This window comes from Rhodococcus sp. APC 3903 (genome assembly GCF_030407755.1).
GTDB lineage: Bacteria > Actinomycetota > Actinomycetes > Mycobacteriales > Mycobacteriaceae > Rhodococcus_F > Rhodococcus_F erythropolis.
The window spans coordinates 110,544-134,806 of the sequence record NZ_JASDCV010000013.1; the positions used below are offsets into that span (position 1 = coordinate 110,544).

Sequence of the window (24,263 nt, forward strand, 5' to 3'; positions counted from 1 at the left end):
ACTGCAAGGGCGAGTAAAAACAGCACAAAAATCCCCGCACATCTTCCGATGTGCGGGGATTTTCGTAAGGCCTGAGAACTCGAGCTCAGTGACCGCCGTTGGCAGCGAGACGCTTGATCGAAGCCTCGATCTCGGCCTCTGCCTCGGCGCGGCCGACCCAGTTGGCTGCCTCGACGTGCTTGTTCGGCTCGAGGTCCTTGTAGTGGACGAAGAAGTGCTTGATCGCATCGAGCTCGAACTGTGAGATGTCACCCAGATCCTGGATGTGATCCCAGCGGGGGTCACCGGCCGGAACGCAGAGGACCTTGTCGTCTCCGCCGGCCTCGTCGACCATCTTGAACATCGCGACTGCGCGAGCCTCGACGATGACGCCGGGGAAGACCGACTCGGGGAGCAGGACCATGGCGTCGAGCGGATCGCCGTCCTCACCCAGGGTGTTTTCGATGAAGCCGTAGTCGGCCGGGTAGCCGAAAGCTGTGTAGAGGTAGCGATCGAGTTTGACGCGACCGGTTACGTGGTCGACCTCGTACTTGTTGCGCTGACCCTTGGGGATCTCGATGGTGACGTCGAACTCCACGCCGATTCCTCGCTGTCGTGTCGGTAATGATTCGTCGGAAGGATATCGGGTCAAGGATAAGGTTGCCTGACCACCCAGTAGGCAGAGCACAGACGGAGGGGCGTTGGCGGGCCAAGGAAAGAAGAAGATCGGCTCGTTGGAAGAGAGTCGACGGCGTAACTTCCGCATCCTTCTGGCGGTCGGTGCAGTGGTTGTACTGGCCGTCGCCGGAGTTGTCGTCGTGAAACTCGGTACGTCGAACGACACAGCCGGCAGCGCGACCGTGACTACGTCGCCGCAGCCTGCGCTCGTGACGCCGTCACCTCAGGTGGTGCCCGTCCCGACGGACGCACCGATCCCGAGCGCGTCGGGAATCGCAGCGGCGATCGGCCCGGCCGTGGCCAACCCGGATCTGGGGAAGTTCACCGGAGTTGTCGCTGATGCGCTCACCGGAAACATTCTGTGGAGCGCAGACCCGTCGACGCCGATGACGCCTGCGTCCACGACGAAGGTGCTGACCGCATCGGCGGCACTGCTGAAGCTGCCGCTCGACCACAGGCTGGCCACGACGGTGGTCCCCGGAGCGAGCCCCGGGCAGGTCGTTCTGGTCGGCGGTGGTGACCCGACGCTGACGGCGACGCCGAAGGGGCAGAGCGGGTACTACGCCAATGCTGCTCACATCGCGGATCTCGTCGACCAGATCAAGGCTGCCGGTACGCCGGTGACCAGCGTCGTGGTGGACTCGAGCTTGTTCAAGGGCGACAACATGGCCACCGGGTGGTTCCCCGCTGACATCGCGGCCGGTTACATCACCCCGATCGAATCGGTGATGATCGAAGGTGGTCGGTACGACGGCACTCAAGACGAGTCGCCGCGTTCGGAAACGCCCGCGTTGGACGCGGGCAAGGTGCTCGCTCAGGCCCTCGGTGTCGATCCCGCCAACGTGAGTCTCGGCGCGGCGCCTGCCGGTGCCAAGCCGATCGCCACCGTGCAGTCGGCGCCGCTGAGCGACCGACTGCTGCAGATGATGGAACATTCCGACAACGTGCTCGCCGAGACCATCGGGCGTGAGGTCGCGATTGCCTCCGGAATCGAAGCCTCGTTCACCGGAGCCGTCGACGCGACCGGCAAGACCTTGCAGGCCGCCGGGTTCGACTACACCGGAGTTTCGCTGCACGATTCCAGCGGACTTTCCGTCGACGATCTCATTCCCGCTCAGGTACTCGATCGCGTCATGACGGCGGCGGCCGGTGACGGTGATCCGAAACTGCGTCCGCTGCTGGACTACCTTCCGGTGGCCGGCGGAACAGGAAGTTTGTCCGACCGCTACGCGTCCGGAAACCGAACCGGTGCGGGTTGGGTACGGGCCAAGACGGGAACTCTCTCGACGGCCAGCGCGTTGTCAGGGTTCGTGGTCGATCAGAACGGGCGAGTGCTCACCTTCGCACTGATGTCCAATGACCGGCCGCCAGAAGTGAGCCGTCCTGCCCTGGACGCGATTGCCGGAGCATTGAGGAATTGCGGGTGCCAATAGTGGCCGAAAAGACTCCACAAGATGATGAAGCCTCGGCTCCGCTCGGTGGTGCCGTCGACTGGAGTCTTGCCGCCAAAGCCGGGATAAAACTGGCGCGCGGCGGCCCCGCGATGTCTCGCTACACGGCCGAGACGGCAACCGCAGAACTCGCCGAAGCGTCCAAGCGTGCCGAACTGCCGGTTCGTGAAGTGACCGGTTTGGCCGACGGTCTACCGGTCCCGGCCGCTGACGTGCTTGACCGGGCCGGGTGGATCACGGCGGCCTCGCGGTCGATGGCGCATCTCACCGGCGCCGACCCTGACGGCAGTGGCAATCTCATCGTCGGAAAGCCGGCGGGCCTGCAGGCCGGCGCAATGCTGGCGTACCTGTCTTCGGCGATCCTCGGGCAGTACGACCCGTTCACCGGCGAGCACGGCACCCTGCTTCTGGTCACACCGAACATCGTCTCCGTCGAACGGTCCCTTCGGCTGAACCCGAGTGACTTCCGGTTGTGGGTCTGCCTGCACGAGGTCACTCACCGGGTTCAGTTCTCGTCCTCGCCGTGGCTAGCGGAGTACATGAAGGAATCCGTCGAAACGCTTGGTGCGACGGTGGACGAGTCGATGACCGACGTTGTCGGGCGCCTTGCTGCAGAGTTGCGCTCGCGGAAGGAACCCGACTCCAGTGACGGTGCGACGGCGGGCGGGATCATCGGCCTGCTGCGTGCTTCGCAGGCAGAACCTCAGCGTGACGCGCTGGATCGGATGCTCGTACTCGGCACCCTCCTCGAAGGGCATGCAGACCACGTGATGGACGCCGTCGGCCCCGCCGTGGTGCCGTCGGTGGCAACTATCCGCGCGGCCTTCGACAAGCGTCGGCAACGCAAGTCCAACCCCGTGCAGCGGATCATCAAGATGCTTCTCGGCATGGACGCCAAGATGGCGCAGTACGTGCGTGGCAAGGCCTTCGTCGACGCGGTAGTTCTCAAGGTCGGTATGGAGCAGTTCAACACCATCTGGGCCGGGCCCGAGACCTTGCCGTTGCTCGACGAGATCGACAATCCCGACGCGTGGGTAAAGCGCGTTCTCGGCTAGATGCTGCTGCCTGAGACGCCTGCCCTCCTGGCGCTGCGACAGGCCGTGCGGGCGTGGACGGTCGCATTCGAGCCACGGCGCCGGGTGGTCGTCGCCCTGTCCGGGGGAGCCGATTCGTTGGCGCTGACCGCAGCAGCCGTGGCGGAAACCGATTCTGTCGACGCGTTGATCGTGGACCATCGGTTACAAGATGGTTCTGATGCCGTCGCGAGCTCGGCCGCAGACCAGGCGCTGGCGCTGGGTTGCCGGACCGCGACGGTGCTGACCGTCGACGTAGCCGATGGTGGGAGTCTCGAAGCCGCCGCGCGTGAGGCTCGGTACAGCGCTCTGCGCGACGCCAGGACTGACCTCCCGGTTCTACTCGGACACACGCTCGACGATCAAGCAGAGACCGTCCTTCTCGGACTGTCCCGCGGGTCCGGTGGGCGATCGATTCAGGGTATGGCTGCATTCGACGCCCCCTGGGGACGGCCGCTACTCGGCATCCGTCGGTCGGTGACCAGGGCAGCCTGCGTCGACCTGGGCATCACGCCGTGGGAGGACCCGCACAACAACAATCCCGAGTTCACTCGCGTGCGTCTGCGGCACGAGGCGTTGCCGCTGCTCGAAGAAATTCTCGGCGGGGGAGTTGCCGAGGCGTTGGCCCGAACCGCGACGCAGTTGCGTGAGGACGGCGAGGCGCTCGACGAGTACGCCGAGGCACTACTTCTACGGACTGTTGTCGACGGGGAAGTGGAAGTGGACACACTTGCCGAAGCGCCCACCGCAATCCGCCGACGCGCTCTGCGGGCCTGGCTGCTGCAGGGCGGCGCAAAAGCATTGACGGACAAACAGTTACGGGCAGTCGACGCCCTGGTGATCGACTGGCGGGGGCAAGGCGGCGCCGCGATCGGGGGCGGAACACCGGAGGCGAGGTTGGTGGCGGCCCGGCGACGTGGCAGGCTGATCCTCGGATTCGAAGACCGACGAAGGGTTTGACGCGTGTACGAGGGCGACATCGCATCGGTACTGATCTCCGAAGAACAGATCCGTGCACGAACGGCGGAACTGGCTGAGGAAATCGCCAAGCGTTACCCGGCAGGCGCCCCCGAAGGGGATCTCCTGCTGATCGGCGTCCTCAAGGGAGCGGTCTTCTTCATGACCGACTTCGCCCGCGCCCTGCCGATCCCGTCGCAGATGGAATTCATGGCCGTGAGCTCCTACGGATCCTCGACCTCGTCTTCGGGCGTTGTCCGCATCCTCAAGGACCTCGACAAGGACATCGCCGGTCGCCACGTGCTGATCGTCGAGGACATCATCGACTCCGGTCTCACGCTGTCGTGGTTGATGCGCAACCTCAAGACGCGTAATCCCGCTTCGCTCGAGGTCGTCACCCTGCTCCGCAAGCCTGACGCGGTCAAGATCGACGTCGACGTCCGCGACGTGGGCTTCGACATCCCCAACGAGTTCGTCGTCGGTTACGGCCTCGACTACGCCGAGCGGTACCGCGATCTGCCGTACATCGGCACCCTGGATCCCGAGGTCTACGGCGGCTGAGCCTGCTCGCCGGTTAGAACCCTTCACATTTCGGCACCTCTGCATCAGTCCGCCGAACGGACGACAGACAGGTCTCCGAGGCGTCGCTAGATTCACGGAATGCGCTATCGACGGCTTATTCGGTGACCCTTCCGCCACCACCGCCACCGCCACCACCGCCACCGCCACCACCGCCCCCGCCTGGTGGGGAGCAGCAGTACTGGAGTGCCCAACCGCAGGGCGTTCTGTACCAACCTCCGACCACGAACGGCCTCGCAATTGCCGCCATGGTCGGGGCGCTCGTGCTGGCGCCGGTCGGCATTGTGCTCGGCCACATTTCGCTGGCGCAGATCAAACGAAGCGGTGAGCAGGGGCGAGGACTTGCAATCGCCGGCCTGGTCATCGGCTACATCTTCACCGCGCTTCTGGTGCTGTCGATCGTGTGGATGTTTCTCATTGCCAATGCAGTCACCCGCGCGTTCGACGACTACGACAGCGCGTCTTCTCTCTACTACACATCTGAATCGTCGAGTACGACTTATCCGACGTATGCGACCACCACATCCCGGACGGTGGCGCCGACGTACAGCGGAAGCGACACGGCGTCGGTCATCGCCAATGCCTCGGTAGGTGACTGCGTCGTACGAAGGCTCGGGGCAGACAAGGGCGACGGGACCAGCGAGACATACGTCAGTCCGGTCTCGTGCAGCTCGAGCAGCGCCACTCACCGGGTAGTCAGCCGCGGCACGTCCACATCTTCGTGCACCGCCGATTGGGTTCGCAAAGAGAGTCCTGTCGTAGTGCTTTGCCTAGCGGACGAATGATCGACAGAGGGAGACACAACCGATGACGTTGCCGCCCCCGCCCCCACCACCCCCACCTTCACCACCGCAGGCTCCGGTTGCCGGACATCCTCCGCCCTCTCGATCTCGTGGCCGAGGATGGATTCTTGCCGTTGCAGCCCTTACCGCCGTCGCGGCCCTCGCCGCAGGCGCCGTCACCGTTGTCACGATTCTCCGGTCTGGAGACACCGATGGACCGGTGGCAGGCCAGCTGGTCAACACTTACCCCACGCAGCCGACGCCAGGGTGGTCGTTGGACGTTGACGAGGTTCTGCCGGGCGGAAGATTTCTGTGGCCGGATTCGCTCGGTGCGAGCTATGGAACGGCGAGATTCATCGACGTGGGACAGACTCTGATCACTACGGTCGGTCCACAGCAGGGCCAGCAGTCCCAACTTGTAGCAGTCGACGCCGAGAGCGGATCCATTCGATGGCAAACGCCGGTCGCCGGCACGGTGTCGTGTGCGACCGCCGCGATCGATGCAGCCCTACCTTGTGTCGTCAGGAACCCTGGTGGAACAGCTCGAGTCGTTTCCTTCTCGCTCGACTCGGGGGCGATTCGTTCGAGTGTCGACACCGATACAGCCACCTTGGTCGAGGTTTCCGACGGAGCGGTCTTCACTGTCGGCGGTAGCCAGTCCGGGCTGGTGATTTCGCGCGGTACGCCTAACGATCTCGACGCGGCGTGGACAACGACAACTCCACCGGAAACCGACTGCGTCGGATCCGGCGATTCGCATTCGTTCGAGATCGTGGACGGCATCGTCTATTACTCGAGCATCGGATCTACGGCGCTCAACGCGGTCGATGGCGCACTGCTTTCGAATCCGAATCTGGGTGGCTACGAGGCACTTCCAGGACAAGGTTTTGCCGGCGTCCTCTGCGCGATGCCATTTCCGTCGGACGGATACTCCAGCATCGTGTCCGACCGTGACGGTGCCGAGAGATTTAGAGTTGACGAAGACGCACCGGCATCACCGTGGCTTGTCTCGGCATCGAACTCTCGTCCGTACATCGGCTCGCACGGTGCCTACGACATGAACGACGGCACCGAGTTGTGGTCGGTCATCGGCGGAGACCACTTCTCGCTACGCCGGATCGTCGGCGACATCGTGTTGGGCAACGACTCGGACACGCTCTCGGCCTACCGAATCGACACCGGGGAACAGTTGTGGTCGACCAAGATCGGTGACTACTTCTCTTACTCGGTCTCGGACGGTGAGCGAATTCTCGTCCATCCTAACGACGGCAGGGTACTAGCCGTTGAACTCGACGACGGCTCCATCAGCTGGTCACTCGATTCCCACACCAACCACTGGTCTTGGTCGAAGGCCCACGACGGACTCGCCTCGATCTCCAATGACGAATTCCTCTACTACCCACCGACCGGCGGACCGTCAGGGACACCGGGCAGGCTGCCCGCTGTCCCTGAATTCGACGGAGGCAACGAGTACGTCACGAAATGCGGACGGACACCGACCCTGACGCCGGTTGAATACCGCACGCAGGCAGAGGGTCTCGTCGTTCTAATGGAAATGAAAGCATCATGTCCCGGCGGAGACATCGTCTCCACCGACGCGCTTCGTGTGTCGATCACCGACACCGGCCAGAGCGTTGCATCGGCGGTGTTCGACTTCTCCGATGCGCCGATCTATCTTCCCCGAACCGATGGGACGAACACGACGAACTCGATCCAGCGCGAGTTCCTGTACGACCTCGGTAGCTTCTGGAGGCTGCCGAACACTCTCGGTGAGTCTTCGAGTCTGACCAATTCGAGAGCGTCAGGTGCTCAACTCGTCGAATGCGAGGACGAGGGGACGAGTGATACCAGCCTGACATCCGGGCCGGCATCGCGAAGTGACACCAATACGCCGATCCGACCCACACGTAGCGCGCAGCCGACAACGGGCGACGTCGAATCTGCGAGTCTTGACGCCCTCCGGGCTCAGGCCGACGCCGATCGCCCCTTTGTGATCGGTGACCTCGCGAACAGGTGGGTGGCTCAGATCTCCTCCAAGCGGGTCGGACTCGATGCGGCGGATATCAATGGCGCTCAGGTGCATTGGACTGCTGCCCAGATCCTGCGACAGCATCTCGAACTTCGTCTCATGTATCCGGAGGTGCGTCTGCTCTGGAGTGACGAATGGCGGACCTTCGATCTCCGGGGTTGGTGGATAACCGTCGCAGGCTTGACGTTTGCGGATGCGGATGCGTCAAACGGGTGGTGCGATTCGAAGCGGATTGCCAACGATCAATGCTTCGCCAAGATCGTCAGCAACGATCGCGATTCGTCGGGGACCACCAAATATCGGCGATAGTGCCTGAGCCGTTCGGCGCACTTCCCACATCTGAGGAGCTTGGCGAATGACCGAAGACAACTCGCGTCAACACAGCGAATCATCAATAGACGGTTTGCCCCAGCCACACGGCGTGTATCCACCGGCGCAGGGCTATTCACCGGCGCGATCTGCGTTCGAGGATATTCGGATCGGTGACTACACCCGCGACGGGACAGCCGCGGTACTACTGTTCGTGTCGTTCTTCTTGCCGTGGAGTGCGACCGTCGCAATAACCCGCGTCGGTTCGAGTGCTCTTGTGGTGCTTCTGGTTTTACCGACACTGCTGTCGCTGGTGTCCCTGTCTCTGCCGTACGTGGCGCGACTCGGAATGCTCGGGCCGAATTGGAATGTCGGGCAGATACGTGTGCTGCGTCTGGTGGCCAACGGACCCCTCATTGCCACTGTCGTGGGTCTTGTCGTCTACGACGTCATTCGTGGAATGTTCCGATTCAGTGAGAGCTCGAGTGTTTTCACCGGCAACGGGGTCGGCGCTGGAGCGTGGTTCGGGCTTGCCGGCGCCCTGCTCGCAGCTCAACCGCGAGCGGCCGAAATTCGCATCGACCCTCGAACCGCGCCGCGATGGTTGGCGTTGGTGAAGCCGCTTGTGTTTGTGGCTTGGGGGTCGTCAGTGGCCTCGGCGCTACTCGCGCTGATCTACATCCTGGTCTCCGCCAGTCGCTACCGATATTACGACGGGCCGCAGACATTCGAGAGCCTGATCGTTCTCTTCGTGTCGTCGGCCGTTCCGATCGTCGTGGTGGGTGTTGCGGCAGTCGGTCTCGCCAGACGGTTTGCGTCCTGGCGCCTCACCATCGCCGCTCTCGGCATCGCTCTCCTCGCAGCCGGATTACTCCACTCGATCAGCGAGGGCACAAGTGTCGAGCTGTTCCACACGGTCACGGCTAGTCCGTACTACGGCATCACGTTCTTGATTGCCGCAGCTGCAATTACATTCATTCCATTCGGTGTTGCATCCGTCGGCGACGGGACGCACCCCGGATACGTCTGGCTCGCAGCGGCACGAAACGGCATGCTGTTGATCGCGGTGTGGAGCTTCGGTGTTGGATTCTCTCAGATCGCAATGGCAGCAACGCAATTTGGCATCGTGCCGTGGGGAGATGCGTTGGTGCTCGCTGTTCTCGCGATACTCTTCGGGATTCTTGCCGTCGTCGGAGTCAGATCACTGTCACTTCGGTATTCTTCGCTCGACCCTCGCCCGTCACGCGAGGTCGGTCTTGGAGTCTGTGTCGGCTTGCTCGTCCTGATGATCGCTCGTCTCGTGGTGCAGTCGGCCATGTATGGCGAAATATATTACAGTGCATGGATATTCGATCTCGCCATGGCGGTGCTGGTGGTTCTGGTTGCTCTCGCTCTCACAGTCTCACCGGCTGTTCGGAATTTGTATGCGGGGGTGCAACTGTTCGCGTCGGCCACCACGGTTACAGCTGCGGTACCGAATCTCGGACAGCCCGTTCAGCGTTCGAGGCGTGCTCTCGAGGCTGCGGATCCGCGGACTCCGGCGGCGGTGCTGTTCGAGATCGCATCGAGTTCGCCGGAGTTGCGGCCGGCGATCGCTGCGAATCCGTCGACGTACGACGATCTTGTGACGTGGCTCGAAGCGCTGGGTGATCCGGCTGTGGATGCGGCATTGGACCGAAGGGCTGCTGGGCAATTCGGTCTACTCGGACCCGAACCCGAACCTGCGACCGAGACGTTCATTTCGAGCGGACCGGAGGCCCACTCCAGTGGCGACCTTGTGCAACCGTCCGCACCGCGACCGGCCGTGCCGCAATTTGCCGTGCCGCAACCGAACCCGGGGTATGGGCCGACCGGCGTTCCACTCCTGCCTGGTGGGTTTCGGCCGGCCGGCGCGGGGATACGAGTTGCCGCACGGTTCATCGATTTTGCCATTCTCGCAGTTGTGTCGGTCGTCGGCGGAATGATCTCCACCGCGACGCTCGGAAACGGATTCGACTTCGATTCCTACCGGACAAGTTCGGGTCTGATCGGCCTGCTGATCGGGATCGGTTCGATCGTGTACTTCGTATGGGGAGAGTCGGCATTCGGGGTAACGCTGGGCAAACTCGCCCTCGGAATAGGGGTTCGCTCGGTAGGAGGTGCACGTCCGGCCCTGGCGCAGTCCTTCAAACGGAATGCATTCGTGATCCCCATGTACCTCGGATCGGCTGTTTCGGCGTTGGCCATGCTCGGTAGTGGTGACGAGCTCGTCGGCATGCTGAATTCGATGTCGTTGGGCAGTGTCGCGAGCATTCTCGGTTCTCTTGTAACAGGCGCTATTTCGATCGCGATCATCGTTTCGATCAGTAGCGCACCGGACGTCCGCGGCTTCCACGATCGGATGGCTGACGCCGCCGTCGTGGTGACCCGACAGTGACCGAGCGCGCTTCGATGGAAGAGGCTCGCCTTCAGAGCGTCAGCAGCTTCTTCTGGACTTTGCCCATAGCGTTGCGGGGCAAGCTGTCCACCAGACAAACCTGACGAGGGCGCTTGTGGATCGACAGCGATTCGGCGACGAAGTCCGAAACCACCGCGCAGTCGGCTACATCTCCGACGATGAAGGCGACTATGCGCTGGCCGAGATCGTCGTCCGGCACACCGACGACGGCGGCCTCGCGAACGCCGGGGTATGCCAGAAGTGCCTGTTCCACCTCGCCTGCACCGATGCGGTATCCACCGGACTTGATCATGTCGACCGACTCGCGACCTACGATGCGGTGGAATCCGCTGTCGTCGATCACCGCGATGTCGCCGGTGCGGAACCAGCCGTCGTCGGTTATGGATTCCGCTGTCTTCGAGGGGTTCCCGAGGTACTCGTCGAAGAGCACGGCTCCCGCAACTTCCAGTTGCCCAAGCTGCTCTCCGTCGTGCGCCGACAATTCGCCGTTCTCGCCGCGCAACCTCGTCCTGACTCCCGGAACGGCGTGCCCGACCCAACCCGGGCGACGTTCGCCGTCGTGTGTCGTGCTGACGGTGATGAGGGTTTCACTCATTCCGTAGCGCTCGACGGGAGCCAATCCGGTCAGCGATTTCATCCGCTCGAACAATGGAACCGGAAGTGGTGCACTTCCGGACACGAGCAAGCGTGCGGATCGCAATGCTGCTGCCGCCGAGGGATCACCGCACACGCGTGACCAGACGGTCGGAACACCGAAGTACAACGAGCCACCCGCTGCGGCATACGAATCCGGAGTTGGTCTGACGGTATGAATCAGCGGCGAACCGACGCGCAAGGCGCCCAACACGCCGAGAATCAACCCGTGGACGTGGAAGAGGGGCAGTCCGTGGACGAGTGTGTCCTCCGGAGTCCAATTCCACACGTGGGCAAGTGCGTCGAGATCTGCTGCGATCGCTGCTCGCGAGAGGACGACGCCTTTCGGCGCTCCGGTGGTTCCTGAGGTGTACATGATCAGTGCGGTAGCTGCCGCGCTCGGTTCGGGATAGGACGTCGCAGATCGCGCGTGAATATCGATGGGAATCAACGGGATACTCGAATCCGACGGTCCGTCTCCGAGTATCAGTTCGGCCTGGGAATCGGCGATGATGTGCTGACGTTCGAGCGGGCCGGAGTCCGGTGGGATCGGGACCACGGCAACACCGGCGATCAGCGCGCCGGCGACGGCGACCACTGTCTCGAGGCCGGCGGCGGCTTGTACTGCCACTCGCTGTGCACCGTGGATTCGATCGGCGACCGCGGTGGCGGCGGCCAACAGGTCGGCGCGAGAGAGGGTTGCGCCTTCGCCGAAACTGACCGCCGCTCCGTGATCGTCGAATGTGTGGGGGTCGAGGGAGCGTAAAAGTGTGGATTCGCTGTTCATCGCGAGTTTCCTTTCTTCAAACGAAGATTCAGACGGACCAGGGAACAACGAACAGCAGCCAGGCGAGGATCGGCGTCACGACCATGATGGTCATGCCCCACCGCATCGTCAGCCCGAACACCACGTCGCGTTCTTCCGGAGCGGCGTTCGCCACCACCAGCGCGCCGTTGGTCGAGAACGGACTGCAATCGACCAGAGACGACGAGATTGCCAGTGCGATAACCAGGCCGGTTGCATTGACCTGGCCGGTCATGAGGAAGGGAATTGCCAAAGGGATTAGTGCACCGAGGATTCCCGTGGTGGATGCAAACGCCGACACGATCGCGCCGATCAGACAGATCAAGAACGCCGCGAGAAGTGGAATCCCCACGTGAGCTACCGAATCCCCGAGCCACTGGACGGTGTTTTGGTTCTGCAATAGGGCCACGTATGTGACGATTCCGCCGATGAGGAGCACGGTACCCCAGCTGATCTTGTCGACGGCCCCGCGGGCGGAGGCCGGGAAGATCAGGGTGAGAAGTACCGCGACGGTCAGTGCGGTGAATCCGACGTCGAGGTCGAAGACCAAGGCGCCGAGTGCAAGCGACGCCAGTCCGAGCAGGGTGAGTCGCCGCTCGAGATTGAGTGCTCCCTCGTGCGGAGCGGTCCCACCCGAGGACTTGCCGCCACCCTTCGAGCTGTCGCCGGAACCCGAACCGGTGATGGTGTCGCCACCGCCCGACGCGTTGCCGACTGCGCTGACAAGCACGCGCTCCGAGGCGCCGCGTGCAATCAATGCGCGACCGCCGAACGAGACGTACGCGATTGCGGCAACTACGGCTGCGGCCGCGAAGGTCGAGACGAACAGCAAGGCCGGGCTGGACGGGAGGCCGTTCTGGCGCATGACGTCGTTGGTGATCACACCGAAGATTCCGATGGGGGAGAAGCTGCCCGCCGTTGCGCCTTGGACGACCATGAAGCCCATCAGCATGGGGTGGATCCGGTAGCGGGTGGCGAAGCCCATTGCCACGGGCGCGATGATGGCGACGGCAGCGGGACTGACCGCGCCCATGGCGGTGACGGCCGCGCACACCGCGAACATCGCCCACGGCACGAGGGCCACTCGTCCTCTGACCGCACGGACCGCCGCGTGAATGATCCAGTCGACCGTGCCGTTGTTTCTGGCCAGCGCGAACAGGTAGGTGACGCCGACCAGGATGACGAAGAGGCTGGCCGGGAAGCCGTCGAGGATCTCGCTGGTATCGACAGTGAAGACCAGTGTTCCGACGACGAAGGCAGCCACCAGGGCAAGCGCACCCATGTTCACCGACCTCACGGTGGATATGACGAACACCAGGACAAGTACTGACAGGGCTATGACATTTGCCATCGAACTCTCAATCCGTTCGCGACCAGCTTGTGGTCTGCATCACTTGGAATTGGCCTAGCCTCTCTGCCACTGCTCCATTTGTCAAGTACACTCCGAGGCATGAATTCGACGTCATCGCCCGGCTCGCGCTCGGGCCTGCCCGGACGATTGAAGCGTCCGCGTCTGTATGAGCAGTTGGCCGAGCACATTTCGAATTTCATCGAGGCTCAAGGCCTTTCGCCCGGCGATCGGCTTCCTCCCGAACGCAGCCTGGCTGCCGAACTCGGCGTGAGTCGAGCGTCGCTGGCTCAAGCGCTCGTGGCCCTCGAGATTCGGGGCAGAGTCGAAATCCAGCACGGTAACGGTGCGGTGATTCGCGAAGCTCCGACGCCCGACGCGGGTAGGTCTGCAGACTCGGGAGTGCGGTTGCAAGACCGAACCGTCGACGAACTGACTGCTGCCAGGGAAGCGATCATGGCCGGCCTGGCTCGGGCGGCGGCGTCGAATCCCAACGCTGCGCTTCGGGTCGCGATGTTGACCGACGACGGGACCGCGAGAAACTTCGCCGAGACATGGCGCTGCGTCAGGCACCTGGCCGGTGGCGGCTTATTGGCTGATCTCGACGACACCATCGCCAAGCAGGCGGACGTGCCCGAGTCGTCGGCGCGACTGTCTGCGCGACTCGATCAGCTCGCCCACCGGATCATCGACGGTGACCAATCGGGCGCCGCTGACGCTGTTGCGGGAATCCTCTCCGAAACGGCCTGACGAATAACGACGGACGAGCGTCTGAAAAGCGCACGATAACCACTATGAGCATGTTCGCTCACAGGAAACTGTGCTGCGACGTAGCCCGGGAACCTGATCGGCAATGCGCACGTTGAACACAGTGACGACCGTTCCAACCAAGCGGCACGGCCGCTGGCGGGCATCGATGGGGCCGATCGCGGTAACCTGCAGGTGTCCGGTTGGCAGCCGGAAGGCGACCTGGCAGACCCGCACTCTCGAAAGGACCGGCCACATCGGCCGACCTGTATGAACCGTAAGACTGTGTTCCGTAACGTGCTACTCGTAGCCGTCGTGCTGTTGGTGATCTATGCCTTCAGCTACTTCAGCAACGACACCCGCGACTTCAAGACCGTCGACACCTCGGTCGCGATATCCCAACTCGACGCCAAGAACGTTGAGTCGGCGCAGATCGACGACCGTGAGCAGCAGGTTCGTCTGTGGCTCAAGAACGGCAACGACGCCACCGACGGTAAGACGCAGATCCTGGCGAAGTACCCCGCGAGTGCGTCGGAGCAGATCTTCGACAAGGTCGAAGGCGCCGGAGCGGACAAGTTCAACACGACGGTCACTCAGGAGAGTTGGCTGACGTCGATCCTTCTGTTCGTGCTGCCGATGATCATTCTGTTCGGCATCTTCTTCTTCGTCATGAACCGGATGCAGGGCGGCGGTGGTCGCGGCGGAGTCATGGGATTCGGTAAGTCGAAGGCCAAGCAGCTCACCAAGGACATGCCGAAAACCACGTTCGCCGACGTCGCCGGTGCGGACGAGGCTGTCGAAGAGCTGTACGAGATCAAGGACTTCCTGCAGAACCCGGCTCGCTACCAGGCGCTCGGCGCCAAGATTCCGCGCGGTGTGCTGCTGTACGGCCCTCCCGGAACCGGTAAGACGCTGCTCGCTCGCGCTGTCGCAGGCGAAGCCGGCGTCCCGTTCTTCACCATCTCCGGCTCGGACTTCGTCGAGATGTTCGTCGGTGTCGGTGCTTCGCGTGTTCGCGACATGTTCGAGCAGGCCAAGCAGAACAGCCCCTGCATCATCTTCGTCGACGAGATCGACGCCGTCGGTCGTCAGCGCGGCGCAGGACTGGGCGGCGGACACGACGAGCGCGAGCAGACGCTCAACCAGCTGCTCGTCGAGATGGACGGCTTCGGTGATCGCACCGGCATCATCTTGATCGCCGCAACCAACCGCCCCGACATCCTCGACCCCGCACTGCTGCGTCCGGGACGCTTCGATCGCCAGATTCCGGTCGGCGCCCCCGACCTCGCCGGTCGCCGTGCGATCCTGCGAGTGCACTCGCAGGGCAAGCCGATCGATCCCAACGCCGATCTCGAAGGCCTCGCCAAGCGGACCGTCGGAATGTCGGGCGCCGATCTTGCCAACGTCATCAACGAGGCTGCGCTGCTCACCGCACGCGAAAACGGGACCGTCATCACCGAAGCCTCGCTCGAGGAATCGGTGGACCGTGTTGTCGGTGGACCGCGGCGTAAGAGTCGCATCATCAGCGAGCACGAGAAGAAGATCACGGCGTACCACGAGGGCGGTCACACGCTGGCTGCTTGGGCAATGCCTGACATCGAGCCGGTCTACAAGGTCACGATCCTCGCTCGCGGTCGCACCGGCGGTCACGCGATGACCGTGCCCGAAGACGACAAGGGTTTGATGACGCGTTCGGAGATGATCGCTCGTCTCGTCATGGCAATGGGTGGACGCGCCGCCGAGGAGTTGGTGTTCCACGAGCCCACTACCGGAGCGTCGTCCGATATCGACATGGCGACCAAGATCGCACGCGCGATGGTCACCGAATACGGCATGAGTGCCAAGCTCGGCGCGGTTCGCTACGGACAGGAGGGCGGGGATCCGTTCCTCGGCCGTTCGATGGGCGTTCAGTCCGACTACTCGCACGAGATCGCCCGCGAAATCGACGAGGAGGTGCGCAACCTCATCGAGGCGGCGCACACCGAAGCGTGGGCCATCCTCAACGAGTACCGCGATGCGCTCGACCTCATCGCTACCGAACTGCTCGAGCGTGAGACGTTGACTCGCAAGGACCTCGAGAAGATCCTTGCCGGCGTCGAAAAGCGTCCGCGTATCACGGCTTTCAACGATTTCGGTGGGCGCACGCCTTCGGATCGTCCGCCGGTGAAGACTCCGCGCGAACTCGCGATCGAGCGCGGCGAAACGTGGCCGGAGCCCGCTGCTGCACCTGTTCTCGTCAAGGCAGGCGCACCCAACAGCGGTGCACCCAACGGCGGTGTCCCCAACAACGGTGGTCTCCCCAACAACGGCAACCAGGGACCCTCGAACGGCTACGCACAGCCCTCGTACCCGCAGCCGAGTGCTCCGCAGCAGACTCCGCAACCGGGAACACCCGATTACGGAGCGCCCGCCGGATGGTCTGCACCGGGTTGGCCTCCGCGTGAGAACCCGTCGCCGACGTACCCCGGACAGCAGTCGGGTGGGTACACCGGTGGACAGAATCCGACCCCGCCGAACCAGTCGCAGGGCCAGTACGGTCAGCCCCAACACGGTCAGCCCCAGCCCGATCAGGGGCAGTACGGTCAGCCGCACCCGGGACAGCAGGCGTACCCCGAGCAGCCGCACCCCGGCCGTCGTTACCCCGCGCAGCCCGACTACCCGGTGCAGTACCCGGACGGTGGACCCTTCGCCGATCCGAACCGGGGAAACCCGACCGGCGAAAACCAGTGGCAGAGCCCCGCACCGGAACAGCCGCAGACTCCGCCGCCGCATCATTCGGCTGAGGACGACGGCCCGAGCACCGCTCGCTGGGACGGACCGGACGGATCCCGCTGACCTTGCGCCACTAGGCTCTGCGGCGGGGGACCTGTGAACAATTCTCGAGGAGAGTTCGGTTGTCGGTGAATGATGTGGCCAGTGAACTGGTGTCGCTCGGAACGGGCCGCCCGTTCGATCAGGCGCGGGCAGAGGCTGCCGTACGGGAATTGTTGATCGCGGTCGGTGAAGATCCGGAGCGCCCAGGTCTGCTCGATACGCCGGCCAGGGTTGCGCGCTCGTACAAGGAGATCTTCGCGGGTCTGTACTCCGAGCCCGACGACGCGTTGAATACAACTTTCGACGAGGGTCACCAGGAATTGGTGCTCGTGCGAGACATTCCGATGTTCTCGACGTGCGAGCACCACCTGGTGTCCTTCCACGGTGTTGCTCACGTTGGCTACATCCCGGGAAAGTCGGGGAAGGTCACCGGTTTGTCGAAGCTCGCGCGCGTCGTCGATCTGTACGCCAAGCGTCCGCAGGTTCAAGAACGCCTGACCAGCCAGATCGCGGATGCTTTGATGCGCAAGCTCGACCCGCGTGGAGCCATCGTCGTCATCGAAGCCGAGCACCTCTGCATGGCGATGCGCGGTATCCGCAAGCCTGGAGCCAGCACGACCACGTCAGCGGTTCGTGGGCTCCTGCAATCCAGCGCGGCCTCACGGTCCGAAGCGCTGGACCTCATCCTTCGTAAGTGAGCGAGATGTCCGCGGCTCCCGTTGCAGGTAGCGATCCGGCCCGGATGGTCGTGATGGGGATTCTGAACGTCACCGCCGATTCGTTTTCCGACGGTGGTCAATTTCTCGATCGTGACGCGGCGATCGCTCGCGGGCTCGAACTGCAACGCATAGGCGTCGACATCGTCGACGTCGGCGGCGAGTCGACGCGCCCCGGAGCCACCCGCGTCGATCCGAAACTCGAGGCGGATCGTATTGCCCCGGTGATCGAAGAACTCGTGGCAGCCGGAATTCGCGTCAGCGTCGACACGATGCGTGCTTCCGTCGCCGCCGCCGCGATCGAAGCGGGCGCAGGCATCGTCAACGACGTGTCGGGTGGTCGCGCAGACCCCGACATGGCATCCGTTGTGGCCGACGCCGGAGTGCCCTGGATCCTCATGCATTGGCGCTCGGCCGGTGACTACGTCCATCGTGGCAGCGCCGATCACTACGACGACGTGGTCCGCGACGTCCGAGACGAACTGCTGTCGCAGGTCGATCTGGCGTTGAAGGCAGGGGTCGATTCGTCGTCGATCATCCTCGACCCCGGCCTCGGGTTCGCGAAGAACGCCGACCACAACTGGGCACTGTTGCGTGCACTACCCGAGTTCAACGCGACCGGATTCCCGGTACTGGTCGGCGCTTCCCGAAAGCGGTTCCTGGGGTCTCTGCTCAGCGATCCCGACGGCAATCCCCGTCCGCCTGGTGGCCGCGAGACTGCGACGGCCGTGGTCTCGGCCCTTGCAGCACGTGAGGGTGCCTGGGGAGTTCGGGTGCACGACGCACAAGCCTCGCTCGACGCCATTGCCGTGGTCGACGCCTGGAACCGTGGACGAGAAAGGGCCTGACATGGGGGACCGAATCGAATTGCGCGGGCTGAAGGTTCGCGGCAATCACGGAGTGTTCGACCACGAGAAGCGTGACGGTCAGGACTTCTTCATCGACATCACCGTCTGGATGGACTTGGCTCCCGCCGCGGCGTCGGACGATCTGACCCAGACCCTGCACTACGGCGAGTTGGCGGAAGCCGCCGCAGCCATCGTTGCCGGCCCGTCGCGCGATCTCATCGAGACCGTCGCCGCTGAGATCGCCGACGACGTCATGAAAGATTCGCGAGTCGAGAGCGTCGAGGTCGTGGTCCACAAACCGTCGGCACCGATTCCGCTGGTTTTTGCGGACGTCGCCGTCGTCGCACATCGGACCAGATCGGCATGACGCGCGCTGTTCTGTCGATCGGTTCCAACATCGGCGACAGCGTGGCTCACCTGCAGTCCGTTGTCGACGGGTTGGGCAGCGCCGTCGTTGCTGTCTCACCGGTCTACTCGACGGCGCCGTGGGGTGGCGTCGAGCAGCAGGATTTTTACAACGCGGTGGTGGTGGTCGACGATGCCGAGGCCGACGCCGCTGAATGGCTTCGCCGCTCGCAAGCACTGGAAGAAGCTGCAGACCGGGTGCGCGAACAGCGTTGGGGACCCCGGAGCTTGGACGTGGACGTGGTCGATTGCGAAGGCATCGTCAGTTCCGATCCCGTGCTCACCCTTCCGCATCCGCGCGCGCATCTACGGGCATTCGTGCTCGTTCCCTGGCTGGACGTCGAGCCAGACGCGACGATGATCGTCGACGGCCAGAAGTTGTCGGTGGCACAAATTCTCGACGGCCTCGATCGCGCTGAGCGTGAAGGTGTGCGCACTACCGATGTGGTGCTTGCGCGGTGACCGAAGAAGGTAAGGGTTTGAAGCCGACCCGGATCAGTGAACTCGCGGTTCTGGCTGCGGTTGCCGCTGTGGCCACCTGGATTCTGATTCGCGTGTTCTACGGTTCGATGCCGCCGATCCCTGTTTATGCGGGAGCGTCGCTGTACTTCGTGGCCGTTGCCGAGGCCGTCTTCGCTTTTGTCATTCGTTCGCGCGTCAAGAATCGTCAGGTGGGTGACGGGCTCAGACAGCTTCATCCCATCACTGCCGCCCGAGCGCTGGCATTGGCCAAAGCATCCGCTTTGGTCGGTTCAGCTACCGTCGGTGTCTGGGTCGGAGTGCTGGTGTATCTCATCCCACAACGCTCGGTTCTGCAGGCCGCAGCCTCCGACACGCCGGGCGCGTGGGTGGGGTTGGGCGCCGCAATTGCGCTGGTAGCGGCAGCTCTGTGGCTCGAACATTGTTGCAAGACGCCGGAAGATACACCTGACGAGCCCGCGCACTGACAGCCTGGTCGGCAAATCACCCACCGAGGTACGTGGCGACCCCGGTCTCGGCAAGTACCCTGGCAACCATGACAAATTCTGGTCGATCGAAGTCTGCGCGCCGAAGCAAGCGCAGCGCGAGCCAGATGATCATTGCTGCTCTTCTGGCACTTGCTGTCATTGCTTCGCTGTTTCTGATCTTCAGCAACAGCGTTCAGCTTCTTCGGGTGGGACTGGTCGTCGCTCTGTGGGCAGCCACCCTCGGCGCTATCGCCATGACCAAGTATCGGCGTGAGTCGGCACTGGACAAAGCCAAGGTTGCCGATCTGCAGACCGTGTACGAACTGCAGCTCGAACGTGAAATTTCGGCTCGACGTGAGTACGAACTGAGCGTCGAAGGTCGCGTGCGACGTGAGGTGACCGCGGACGCTGAGGAACTGGCCGGGCTACGCGCCGAATTGGTGGCGCTGCGCCGAAACCTCGAAGCACTGTTCGAAGGTGGACTGCTGCCCGAACAGACCGCGCTCAAGACCGATTCCACGCGAGTACCGGAACTTGGCGGTAGTTCGTACGGCGCGTATCAGCCGGCACCGTCGGGGCTGTACGTTCCCGGCGCCGGCCAGAACGGACCCAGCCAACCGGCACCGAACGTCGGCGGCTTGGCATCGCCCAACGACGATCCGGTGACTGCTGAGACTACCGTCGTGTTCGCTGAGACGTCGTGGCGCGACAGCAGCTTCGTGGCGCCGCGCGTCATCCCGACGCAGAAGCCACAAGAGACGCAGAAGCCACAAGAGACGCAGAAGCCACAGAATCAGAGCGGGAACCAGGCACCGAAGAGTTCCCCAGCGAGTTCCCCAGTAGGTTCCACTGTGAGTTCCTCGCCGACACGAACGGTGAAAGACGTTCCAGTGAAGGATGATCCGGAGCCGGTCGCGCCCGTCGAGCCTGAAGTCAAGGCTCCCGCCCAGGCCCCGAACATCGAAGACGCCGTCATCGAAGACGCTGTCGTCGAAGAGGCGCCCGAGGTTGTTCCCGAGATTGTCACGGAAGCTGAACCCGAACCCGCTGCGGAGCCTGACGCAGAGCCGCGCCGTCGTCGCCGTGCCGCTCCGGAAGATGCCGCGAGCGGTGCTCATTCCAACGGATTGACCGTCGCCGAAATAATGGCGAACCTGAGTTCGAACAACCCGTCCGAAGGCTCCGGTCGACGTCGTCGCCGAGAGGACTGAGTCGCAGATCACTCGCCCGGCCATGGCATGACGGTTCGGGCGAAGGATATCCTCGGACGCAGAACGTCTGGTACCCGCCGAGCGGGACTGGAACGAACGAGAGGAATCCGGTGACTTCCTTCGGGATCACTAATGGGCCTGCACCTGCGCGATTGACGGTAGGAATTGTCTCAGCAGGACGGGTCGGAACAGCTGTCGGTGCCGCATTGGAGCGAGCCGGTCATGTTGTCAGCGCTTGCTCCGCCGTCTCCAGTGCCTCGGTTGCCCGCGCTGTGAAGCGGCTTCCGGATACCGAAATTCTTCCGGCTGCCGACGTCGCAGCTCGCTCCGAACTGCTGATTCTTGCCGTTCCTGACGACCAGCTTGCGGATCTTGTTCGAGGTCTCGCGGCCACCCAAGCGGTCAAGCCGGGCACGCTCGTCGCCCATACGTCCGGTGCCAACGGCATCGCGATCCTGACTCCGCTCACCGAACTCGGCGCGCTGCCCTTGGCTATCCATCCGGCGATGACGTTCACCGGTCACGACGAGGACACCGCACGGCTGTCGTCGGCATGCTTCGGAATCACTGCTGCCGACGACATCGGTTACGCGATCGCGCAGTCACTGGTCCTCGAGATCGGCGGCGAGCCCATCCGAGTGCGCGAGGAGAACCGCGCGCTCTACCACGCGGCACTGGCTCACGGCAGTAATCACCTGGTCACGCTCGTGGTCGACGCCGTCGAGGCGCTGCGAGCGTCGTTGCAAGGTGACGAGCTGCTCGGTCAACAGTTGGTCGACGGAGATCCGGGTGGAGTGGCCGAGCGTGTCCTGCAGCCGCTGCTGTCGGCAGCCTTGGACAACGCGCTACGACGCGGTCCCTCGGCGTTGACCGGTCCGGTGGCACGCGGCGACGCTGCTGCCGTCGACACACATTTGCGCGTACTGACAGAACTGGATCCGGAGCTCGCTGCCGGCTATCGGGCGATGTCCTTGCGATCGGCCCAGCGGGTGGGCGCCCCCACCGAATTGTTCGACATCTTGACTGAAACGGGAGGTGACCGTCGTGAGTGATCTGCAGGGCGGATACAAGCGCGGCGAACTGACGGTGCACCACGATCCGGACAAGCTTCGGCGCGTCTCGCGGGCACTGCGAGGTGTCGGGCGTCAGGTGGCGCTCGTTCCGACGATGGGTGCGCTGCATGCCGGCCACATCGAATTGGTTCGTCAGGCCAAGGTCACCGGCGCCGTCGTGATCGTTTCCATCTTCGTGAACCCGCTCCAGTTCGGTGCGGGCGAAGACCTGGACGCGTACCCGCGCACTCTCGATGCGGATCTCGACCTGCTTCGCGCCGAGGGCGTCGAATTGGTGTTCGCGCCGAGCGCCAAGACGATGTACCCGCGGGGCCAGCGCACCACCATCGTGCCGGGCCCGTTGGGTAGCGAACTCGAAGGCGGAGCGCGCCCCACTCACTTCGCCGGAATGCTGACGGTTGTGGCGAAGCTGCTGCAGATCGCGGCACCCAATCACGCGTACTTCGGTGAGAAGGATTACCAGCAGCTGACGCTCATCCGTCAGATGGTGTGGGATCTCAACTTCGATGTACAGATCATCGGAGTTCCGACGGTCCGCGAGTTCGACGGCCTCGCGTTGTCCTCTCGCAATCGCTACCTCGACGAGGGGCAGCGCGCTGCAGCGGTCGCGCTTTCCGCTGCTCTGATCGCCGGTGCACACGCGGCGTCCGGGGGAGCGGAAGCAATTCTGGAAACCGCACGCGCTGTTCTGGCAGCTGTTCCGGAAATCGAGGTCGACTACCTCGAGGTTCGGGGCGTCGATCTGGGCCCCGCGCCCGAGCGAGGTGACGGCCGACTGTTGGTGGCCGCCAAGCTCGGAACCACCCGTTTGATCGACAACGTCGGTGTCGCGGTGGGAACCGGTTTCCTCGAGCGTGACACCGACCCATCCGCCGACGCCATCGACGACCTGCTGTCTCACTGAGCACTTTTCACGAGTAAGGACCTGGATATGTTTCGCACAATGATGAAGTCGAAGATCCACCGCGCCACCGTGACTCACGCCGACCTGCATTACGTCGGCTCCGTCACCGTCGACCAGGATCTGATGGACGCCGCAGACCTCCTCGAAGGCGAACAGGTGTGCATCGTCGACATCGACAACGGTGCGCGTCTCGAGACGTACGTCATCGCCGGCGAGCGCGGAACCGGTGTCATCGGAATCAACGGTGCGGCAGCGCATCTGGTCAAGCCGGGCGATCTGGTCATCCTCATCGCCTACGGCGTGATGAACGAGCAGGAAGTCAAGGAGTACTCCCCGCGTGTCGTCTTCGTCGATGCCGACAACAAGCAGATCGAACTCGGCTCAGACCCGGCTCACGCGCCGGAGGGTTCGGGTCTGATCACCCCGCGCATGCTGTCGACACTCGAGGCCTCGCGCGAATCCAGCCTGGTGTAATCCATGCTGCTCACGGTCGACGTGCGGAACACCAATATCGTTCTGGGATTGTTCTCCGGGACTGGTGAGTATTCGAAGCTGTTGCAGGACTGGCGAATGCGAACCGACCCTCGGATGACTGCCGACGAGTTGGCGTTGACCTTCCGTGGGCTGTTGGGTACTCATGTCGATGAGATCACCGGCGTTGCGGCGCTGTCGACAGTGCCGTCCGTCTTGCGTGAAATCCGCGTGATGCTGGAGCGGTACTGGGGTCACGTTCCCCACGTGGTGGTCGAACCGGGTATTCGCACCGGTGTGCCACTGCTGGTGGACAACCCCAAAGAGGTGGGGGCCGACCGGATCGTCAACAGTCTTGCCGCTCACCATCTTTACGAGGGTCCGTGCATTGTCGTGGACTTCGGTACGTCGACCTGTGTCGACGTCGTTTCCGCCAAGGGTGAGTTTCTGGGCGGCTGCATCGCGCCCGGACTCGAGATCTCGACCGATGCCTTGGCGTCGCAGTCCGCTGCGCTGCGCAAGGTCGAATTGGTGCGCCCGCGTTCGGTGGTCGGCAAGAACACCGTCGAATGCATGCAGTCCGGTGCGGTATTCGGCTTTGCCGGCCTCGTTGACGGATTGGTCAACCGCGTACGCGACGAACTGCCGGAGTTCGGTGGTGACGACGTCTCCGTGATCGCAACCGGGGACAGCGCACCGCTGATCATTCCCGAATCCGACACTATCGATCACCTCGAACGGGACCTCACTCTCGAGGGGCTGAGGTTGGTCTTCGAGCGCAATCAGGCGCGTCGTGGATCCGGTCGACGACCGGTCGCCTGATCGATGGTTTCGTTCCAGCAGTTTCGCGATTGCAAAAGTTATGCCACAATGGTGCTCGTGAATCGCTGCATGGGTGCTCAGGAGTGTTGTCGAGGCTGACCGCTGCCTTGACCAATTCACATTCCTTGGAGCTAGCTCGTGCTATCCACATATTCTGCAGATCTCTCTGTTTTGACCCCTACTCTCGCTGCTGATCGTGCTGTTTCCGCAGGTCGTAGCGCTAGTCGTGGGGCGTCCGGACGCCG

General features: G+C 63.3%; 22 protein-coding genes. 19 read left to right on the plus strand and 3 right to left on the minus strand.

All coding sequences use genetic code 11. From position 1 onward, the window contains the following. Positions 1-85: 85 nt before the first annotated feature. Positions 86-577, minus strand: coding sequence for an inorganic diphosphatase (locus tag QMA15_RS19525; protein ID WP_003941181.1), 492 nt, complete (start codon positions 575-577; stop codon positions 86-88). A gap of 103 nt (positions 578-680) precedes the next feature. On the opposite strand from QMA15_RS19525, the gene dacB reads away from it, so the two are divergent. The 7 genes from dacB to QMA15_RS19560 all read left to right on the plus strand — a co-directional run bounded on the left by dacB (position 681) and on the right by QMA15_RS19560 (position 10,253). Further along, positions 681-2,090 carry a D-alanyl-D-alanine carboxypeptidase/D-alanyl-D-alanine-endopeptidase gene (gene dacB, locus QMA15_RS19530; RefSeq protein ID WP_029254401.1) on the plus strand — a complete coding sequence of 470 codons (1,410 nt, stop codon included), beginning with the start codon at positions 681-683 and terminating at the stop codon, positions 2,088-2,090. Further along, on the plus strand, positions 2,090-3,163 hold the full coding sequence (locus QMA15_RS19535; protein ID WP_003941120.1) for a zinc-dependent metalloprotease: 1,074 nt from the start codon (positions 2,090-2,092) through the stop codon (positions 3,161-3,163). The genes dacB and QMA15_RS19535 overlap by 1 nt, the downstream gene beginning before the upstream one ends. Next, positions 3,164-4,141, plus strand: coding sequence for a tRNA lysidine(34) synthetase TilS (gene tilS / locus QMA15_RS19540; protein ID WP_279163029.1), 978 nt, complete (start codon positions 3,164-3,166; stop codon positions 4,139-4,141). Between the two features lie 3 nt (positions 4,142-4,144). Then, positions 4,145-4,699 carry a hypoxanthine phosphoribosyltransferase gene (gene hpt / locus QMA15_RS19545; RefSeq protein WP_019746778.1) on the plus strand — a complete coding sequence of 185 codons (555 nt, stop codon included), beginning with the start codon at positions 4,145-4,147 and terminating at the stop codon, positions 4,697-4,699. Positions 4,700-4,821: 122 nt separating this feature from the next. Next, entirely contained in the window at positions 4,822-5,502 is a 681-nt protein-coding gene (locus QMA15_RS19550) for a DUF4190 domain-containing protein (protein WP_279163030.1), read from the plus strand. Between the two features lie 22 nt (positions 5,503-5,524). Next, positions 5,525-7,837, plus strand: coding sequence for a PQQ-binding-like beta-propeller repeat protein (locus QMA15_RS19555; protein WP_279163031.1), 2,313 nt, complete (start codon positions 5,525-5,527; stop codon positions 7,835-7,837). 46 nt (positions 7,838-7,883) lie between these two features. Further along, a complete protein-coding gene (locus QMA15_RS19560; RefSeq protein ID WP_290285990.1) occupies positions 7,884-10,253 on the plus strand; it encodes an RDD family protein in 2,370 nt (789 codons plus the stop codon). 31 nt (positions 10,254-10,284) lie between these two features. On the opposite strand, the gene QMA15_RS19565 is transcribed toward QMA15_RS19560, so the two are convergent. Both QMA15_RS19565 and QMA15_RS19570 read right to left on the minus strand, forming a co-directional pair. Further along, entirely contained in the window at positions 10,285-11,694 is a 1,410-nt protein-coding gene (locus QMA15_RS19565) for an acyl-CoA synthetase (RefSeq protein WP_279163033.1), read from the minus strand. Positions 11,695-11,722: 28 nt separating this feature from the next. Then, positions 11,723-13,063 carry an SLC13 family permease gene (locus QMA15_RS19570; RefSeq protein WP_003945503.1) on the minus strand — a complete coding sequence of 447 codons (1,341 nt, stop codon included), beginning with the start codon at positions 13,061-13,063 and terminating at the stop codon, positions 11,723-11,725. Between the two features lie 99 nt (positions 13,064-13,162). Between QMA15_RS19570 and QMA15_RS19575 the strand changes: the two genes are divergently transcribed. From QMA15_RS19575 to QMA15_RS19630, 12 genes are all read left to right on the plus strand, one after another. Continuing rightward, on the plus strand, positions 13,163-13,810 hold the full coding sequence (locus QMA15_RS19575; RefSeq protein ID WP_007727006.1) for a GntR family transcriptional regulator: 648 nt from the start codon (positions 13,163-13,165) through the stop codon (positions 13,808-13,810). A gap of 267 nt (positions 13,811-14,077) precedes the next feature. After that, positions 14,078-16,642: an ATP-dependent zinc metalloprotease FtsH gene (ftsH, locus tag QMA15_RS19580; protein ID WP_020968348.1), complete on the plus strand. Its 2,565-nt coding sequence runs from the start codon at positions 14,078-14,080 to the stop codon at positions 16,640-16,642. Between the two features lie 59 nt (positions 16,643-16,701). Next, on the plus strand, positions 16,702-17,319 hold the full coding sequence (gene folE / locus QMA15_RS19585) for a GTP cyclohydrolase I FolE (RefSeq protein ID WP_019746783.1): 618 nt from the start codon (positions 16,702-16,704) through the stop codon (positions 17,317-17,319). Positions 17,320-17,324: 5 nt separating this feature from the next. Then, the gene (gene folP, locus QMA15_RS19590; protein WP_020968349.1) at positions 17,325-18,185 is read left to right on the plus strand and encodes a dihydropteroate synthase; all 861 of its coding nucleotides are present in this window, start codon (positions 17,325-17,327) and stop codon (positions 18,183-18,185) included. Position 18,186: 1 nt separating this feature from the next. Beyond that, positions 18,187-18,552, plus strand: a complete 366-nt coding sequence (gene folB, locus QMA15_RS19595; RefSeq protein WP_003945780.1) for a dihydroneopterin aldolase — start codon at positions 18,187-18,189, stop codon at positions 18,550-18,552. After that, positions 18,549-19,052, plus strand: a complete 504-nt coding sequence (gene folK / locus QMA15_RS19600) for a 2-amino-4-hydroxy-6-hydroxymethyldihydropteridine diphosphokinase (protein ID WP_153213474.1) — start codon at positions 18,549-18,551, stop codon at positions 19,050-19,052. The genes folB and folK overlap by 4 nt, the downstream gene beginning before the upstream one ends. 17 nt (positions 19,053-19,069) lie before the next feature. Then, entirely contained in the window at positions 19,070-19,537 is a 468-nt protein-coding gene (locus QMA15_RS19605) for a DUF3180 domain-containing protein (protein ID WP_153213529.1), read from the plus strand. Positions 19,538-19,605: 68 nt separating this feature from the next. Then, positions 19,606-20,748 (plus strand): DUF6779 domain-containing protein, encoded by a 1,143-nt coding sequence (locus tag QMA15_RS19610; RefSeq protein ID WP_192804627.1) that lies wholly within the window; start codon positions 19,606-19,608, stop codon positions 20,746-20,748. A gap of 110 nt (positions 20,749-20,858) precedes the next feature. Further along, positions 20,859-21,800: a DUF2520 domain-containing protein gene (locus QMA15_RS19615; protein ID WP_279163035.1), complete on the plus strand. Its 942-nt coding sequence runs from the start codon at positions 20,859-20,861 to the stop codon at positions 21,798-21,800. Then, complete coding sequence (gene panC, locus QMA15_RS19620; RefSeq protein WP_170320391.1) at positions 21,793-22,725, plus strand: pantoate--beta-alanine ligase; 933 nt, start codon at positions 21,793-21,795, stop codon at positions 22,723-22,725. Before QMA15_RS19615 ends, panC begins: the two co-directional genes overlap by 8 nt. 27 nt (positions 22,726-22,752) lie before the next feature. Continuing rightward, complete coding sequence (panD, locus tag QMA15_RS19625; protein ID WP_003945761.1) at positions 22,753-23,199, plus strand: aspartate 1-decarboxylase; 447 nt, start codon at positions 22,753-22,755, stop codon at positions 23,197-23,199. A gap of 3 nt (positions 23,200-23,202) precedes the next feature. Next, the gene (locus tag QMA15_RS19630; protein WP_019746791.1) at positions 23,203-24,018 is read left to right on the plus strand and encodes a type III pantothenate kinase; all 816 of its coding nucleotides are present in this window, start codon (positions 23,203-23,205) and stop codon (positions 24,016-24,018) included. The last annotated feature ends 245 nt before the right edge of the window (positions 24,019-24,263 follow it).

What these genes read in the sequence shown, in the direction of transcription:
- tilS (WP_279163029.1), top strand. Translation starts at nt 3,164, where the DNA reads ATGCTGCTGCCTGAGACGCCTGCCCTCCTGGCGCTGCGACAGGCCGTG.
- QMA15_RS19555 (WP_279163031.1), top strand. Translation starts at nt 5,525, where the DNA reads ATGACGTTGCCGCCCCCGCCCCCACCACCCCCACCTTCACCACCGCAG.
- QMA15_RS19560 (WP_290285990.1), top strand. Translation starts at nt 7,884, where the DNA reads ATGACCGAAGACAACTCGCGTCAACACAGCGAATCATCAATAGACGGT.
- QMA15_RS19565 (WP_279163033.1), bottom strand. Translation starts at nt 11,694, where the DNA reads ATGAACAGCGAATCCACACTTTTACGCTCCCTCGACCCCCACACATTC.
- QMA15_RS19570 (WP_003945503.1), bottom strand. Translation starts at nt 13,063, where the DNA reads ATGGCAAATGTCATAGCCCTGTCAGTACTTGTCCTGGTGTTCGTCATA.
- QMA15_RS19575 (WP_007727006.1), top strand. Translation starts at nt 13,163, where the DNA reads ATGAATTCGACGTCATCGCCCGGCTCGCGCTCGGGCCTGCCCGGACGA.
- ftsH (WP_020968348.1), top strand. Translation starts at nt 14,078, where the DNA reads ATGAACCGTAAGACTGTGTTCCGTAACGTGCTACTCGTAGCCGTCGTG.
- folP (WP_020968349.1), top strand. Translation starts at nt 17,325, where the DNA reads ATGTCCGCGGCTCCCGTTGCAGGTAGCGATCCGGCCCGGATGGTCGTG.
- folB (WP_003945780.1), top strand. Translation starts at nt 18,187, where the DNA reads ATGGGGGACCGAATCGAATTGCGCGGGCTGAAGGTTCGCGGCAATCAC.
- folK (WP_153213474.1), top strand. Translation starts at nt 18,549, where the DNA reads ATGACGCGCGCTGTTCTGTCGATCGGTTCCAACATCGGCGACAGCGTG.
- QMA15_RS19610 (WP_192804627.1), top strand. Translation starts at nt 19,606, where the DNA reads ATGACAAATTCTGGTCGATCGAAGTCTGCGCGCCGAAGCAAGCGCAGC.
- panD (WP_003945761.1), top strand. Translation starts at nt 22,753, where the DNA reads ATGTTTCGCACAATGATGAAGTCGAAGATCCACCGCGCCACCGTGACT.
- QMA15_RS19630 (WP_019746791.1), top strand. Translation starts at nt 23,203, where the DNA reads ATGCTGCTCACGGTCGACGTGCGGAACACCAATATCGTTCTGGGATTG.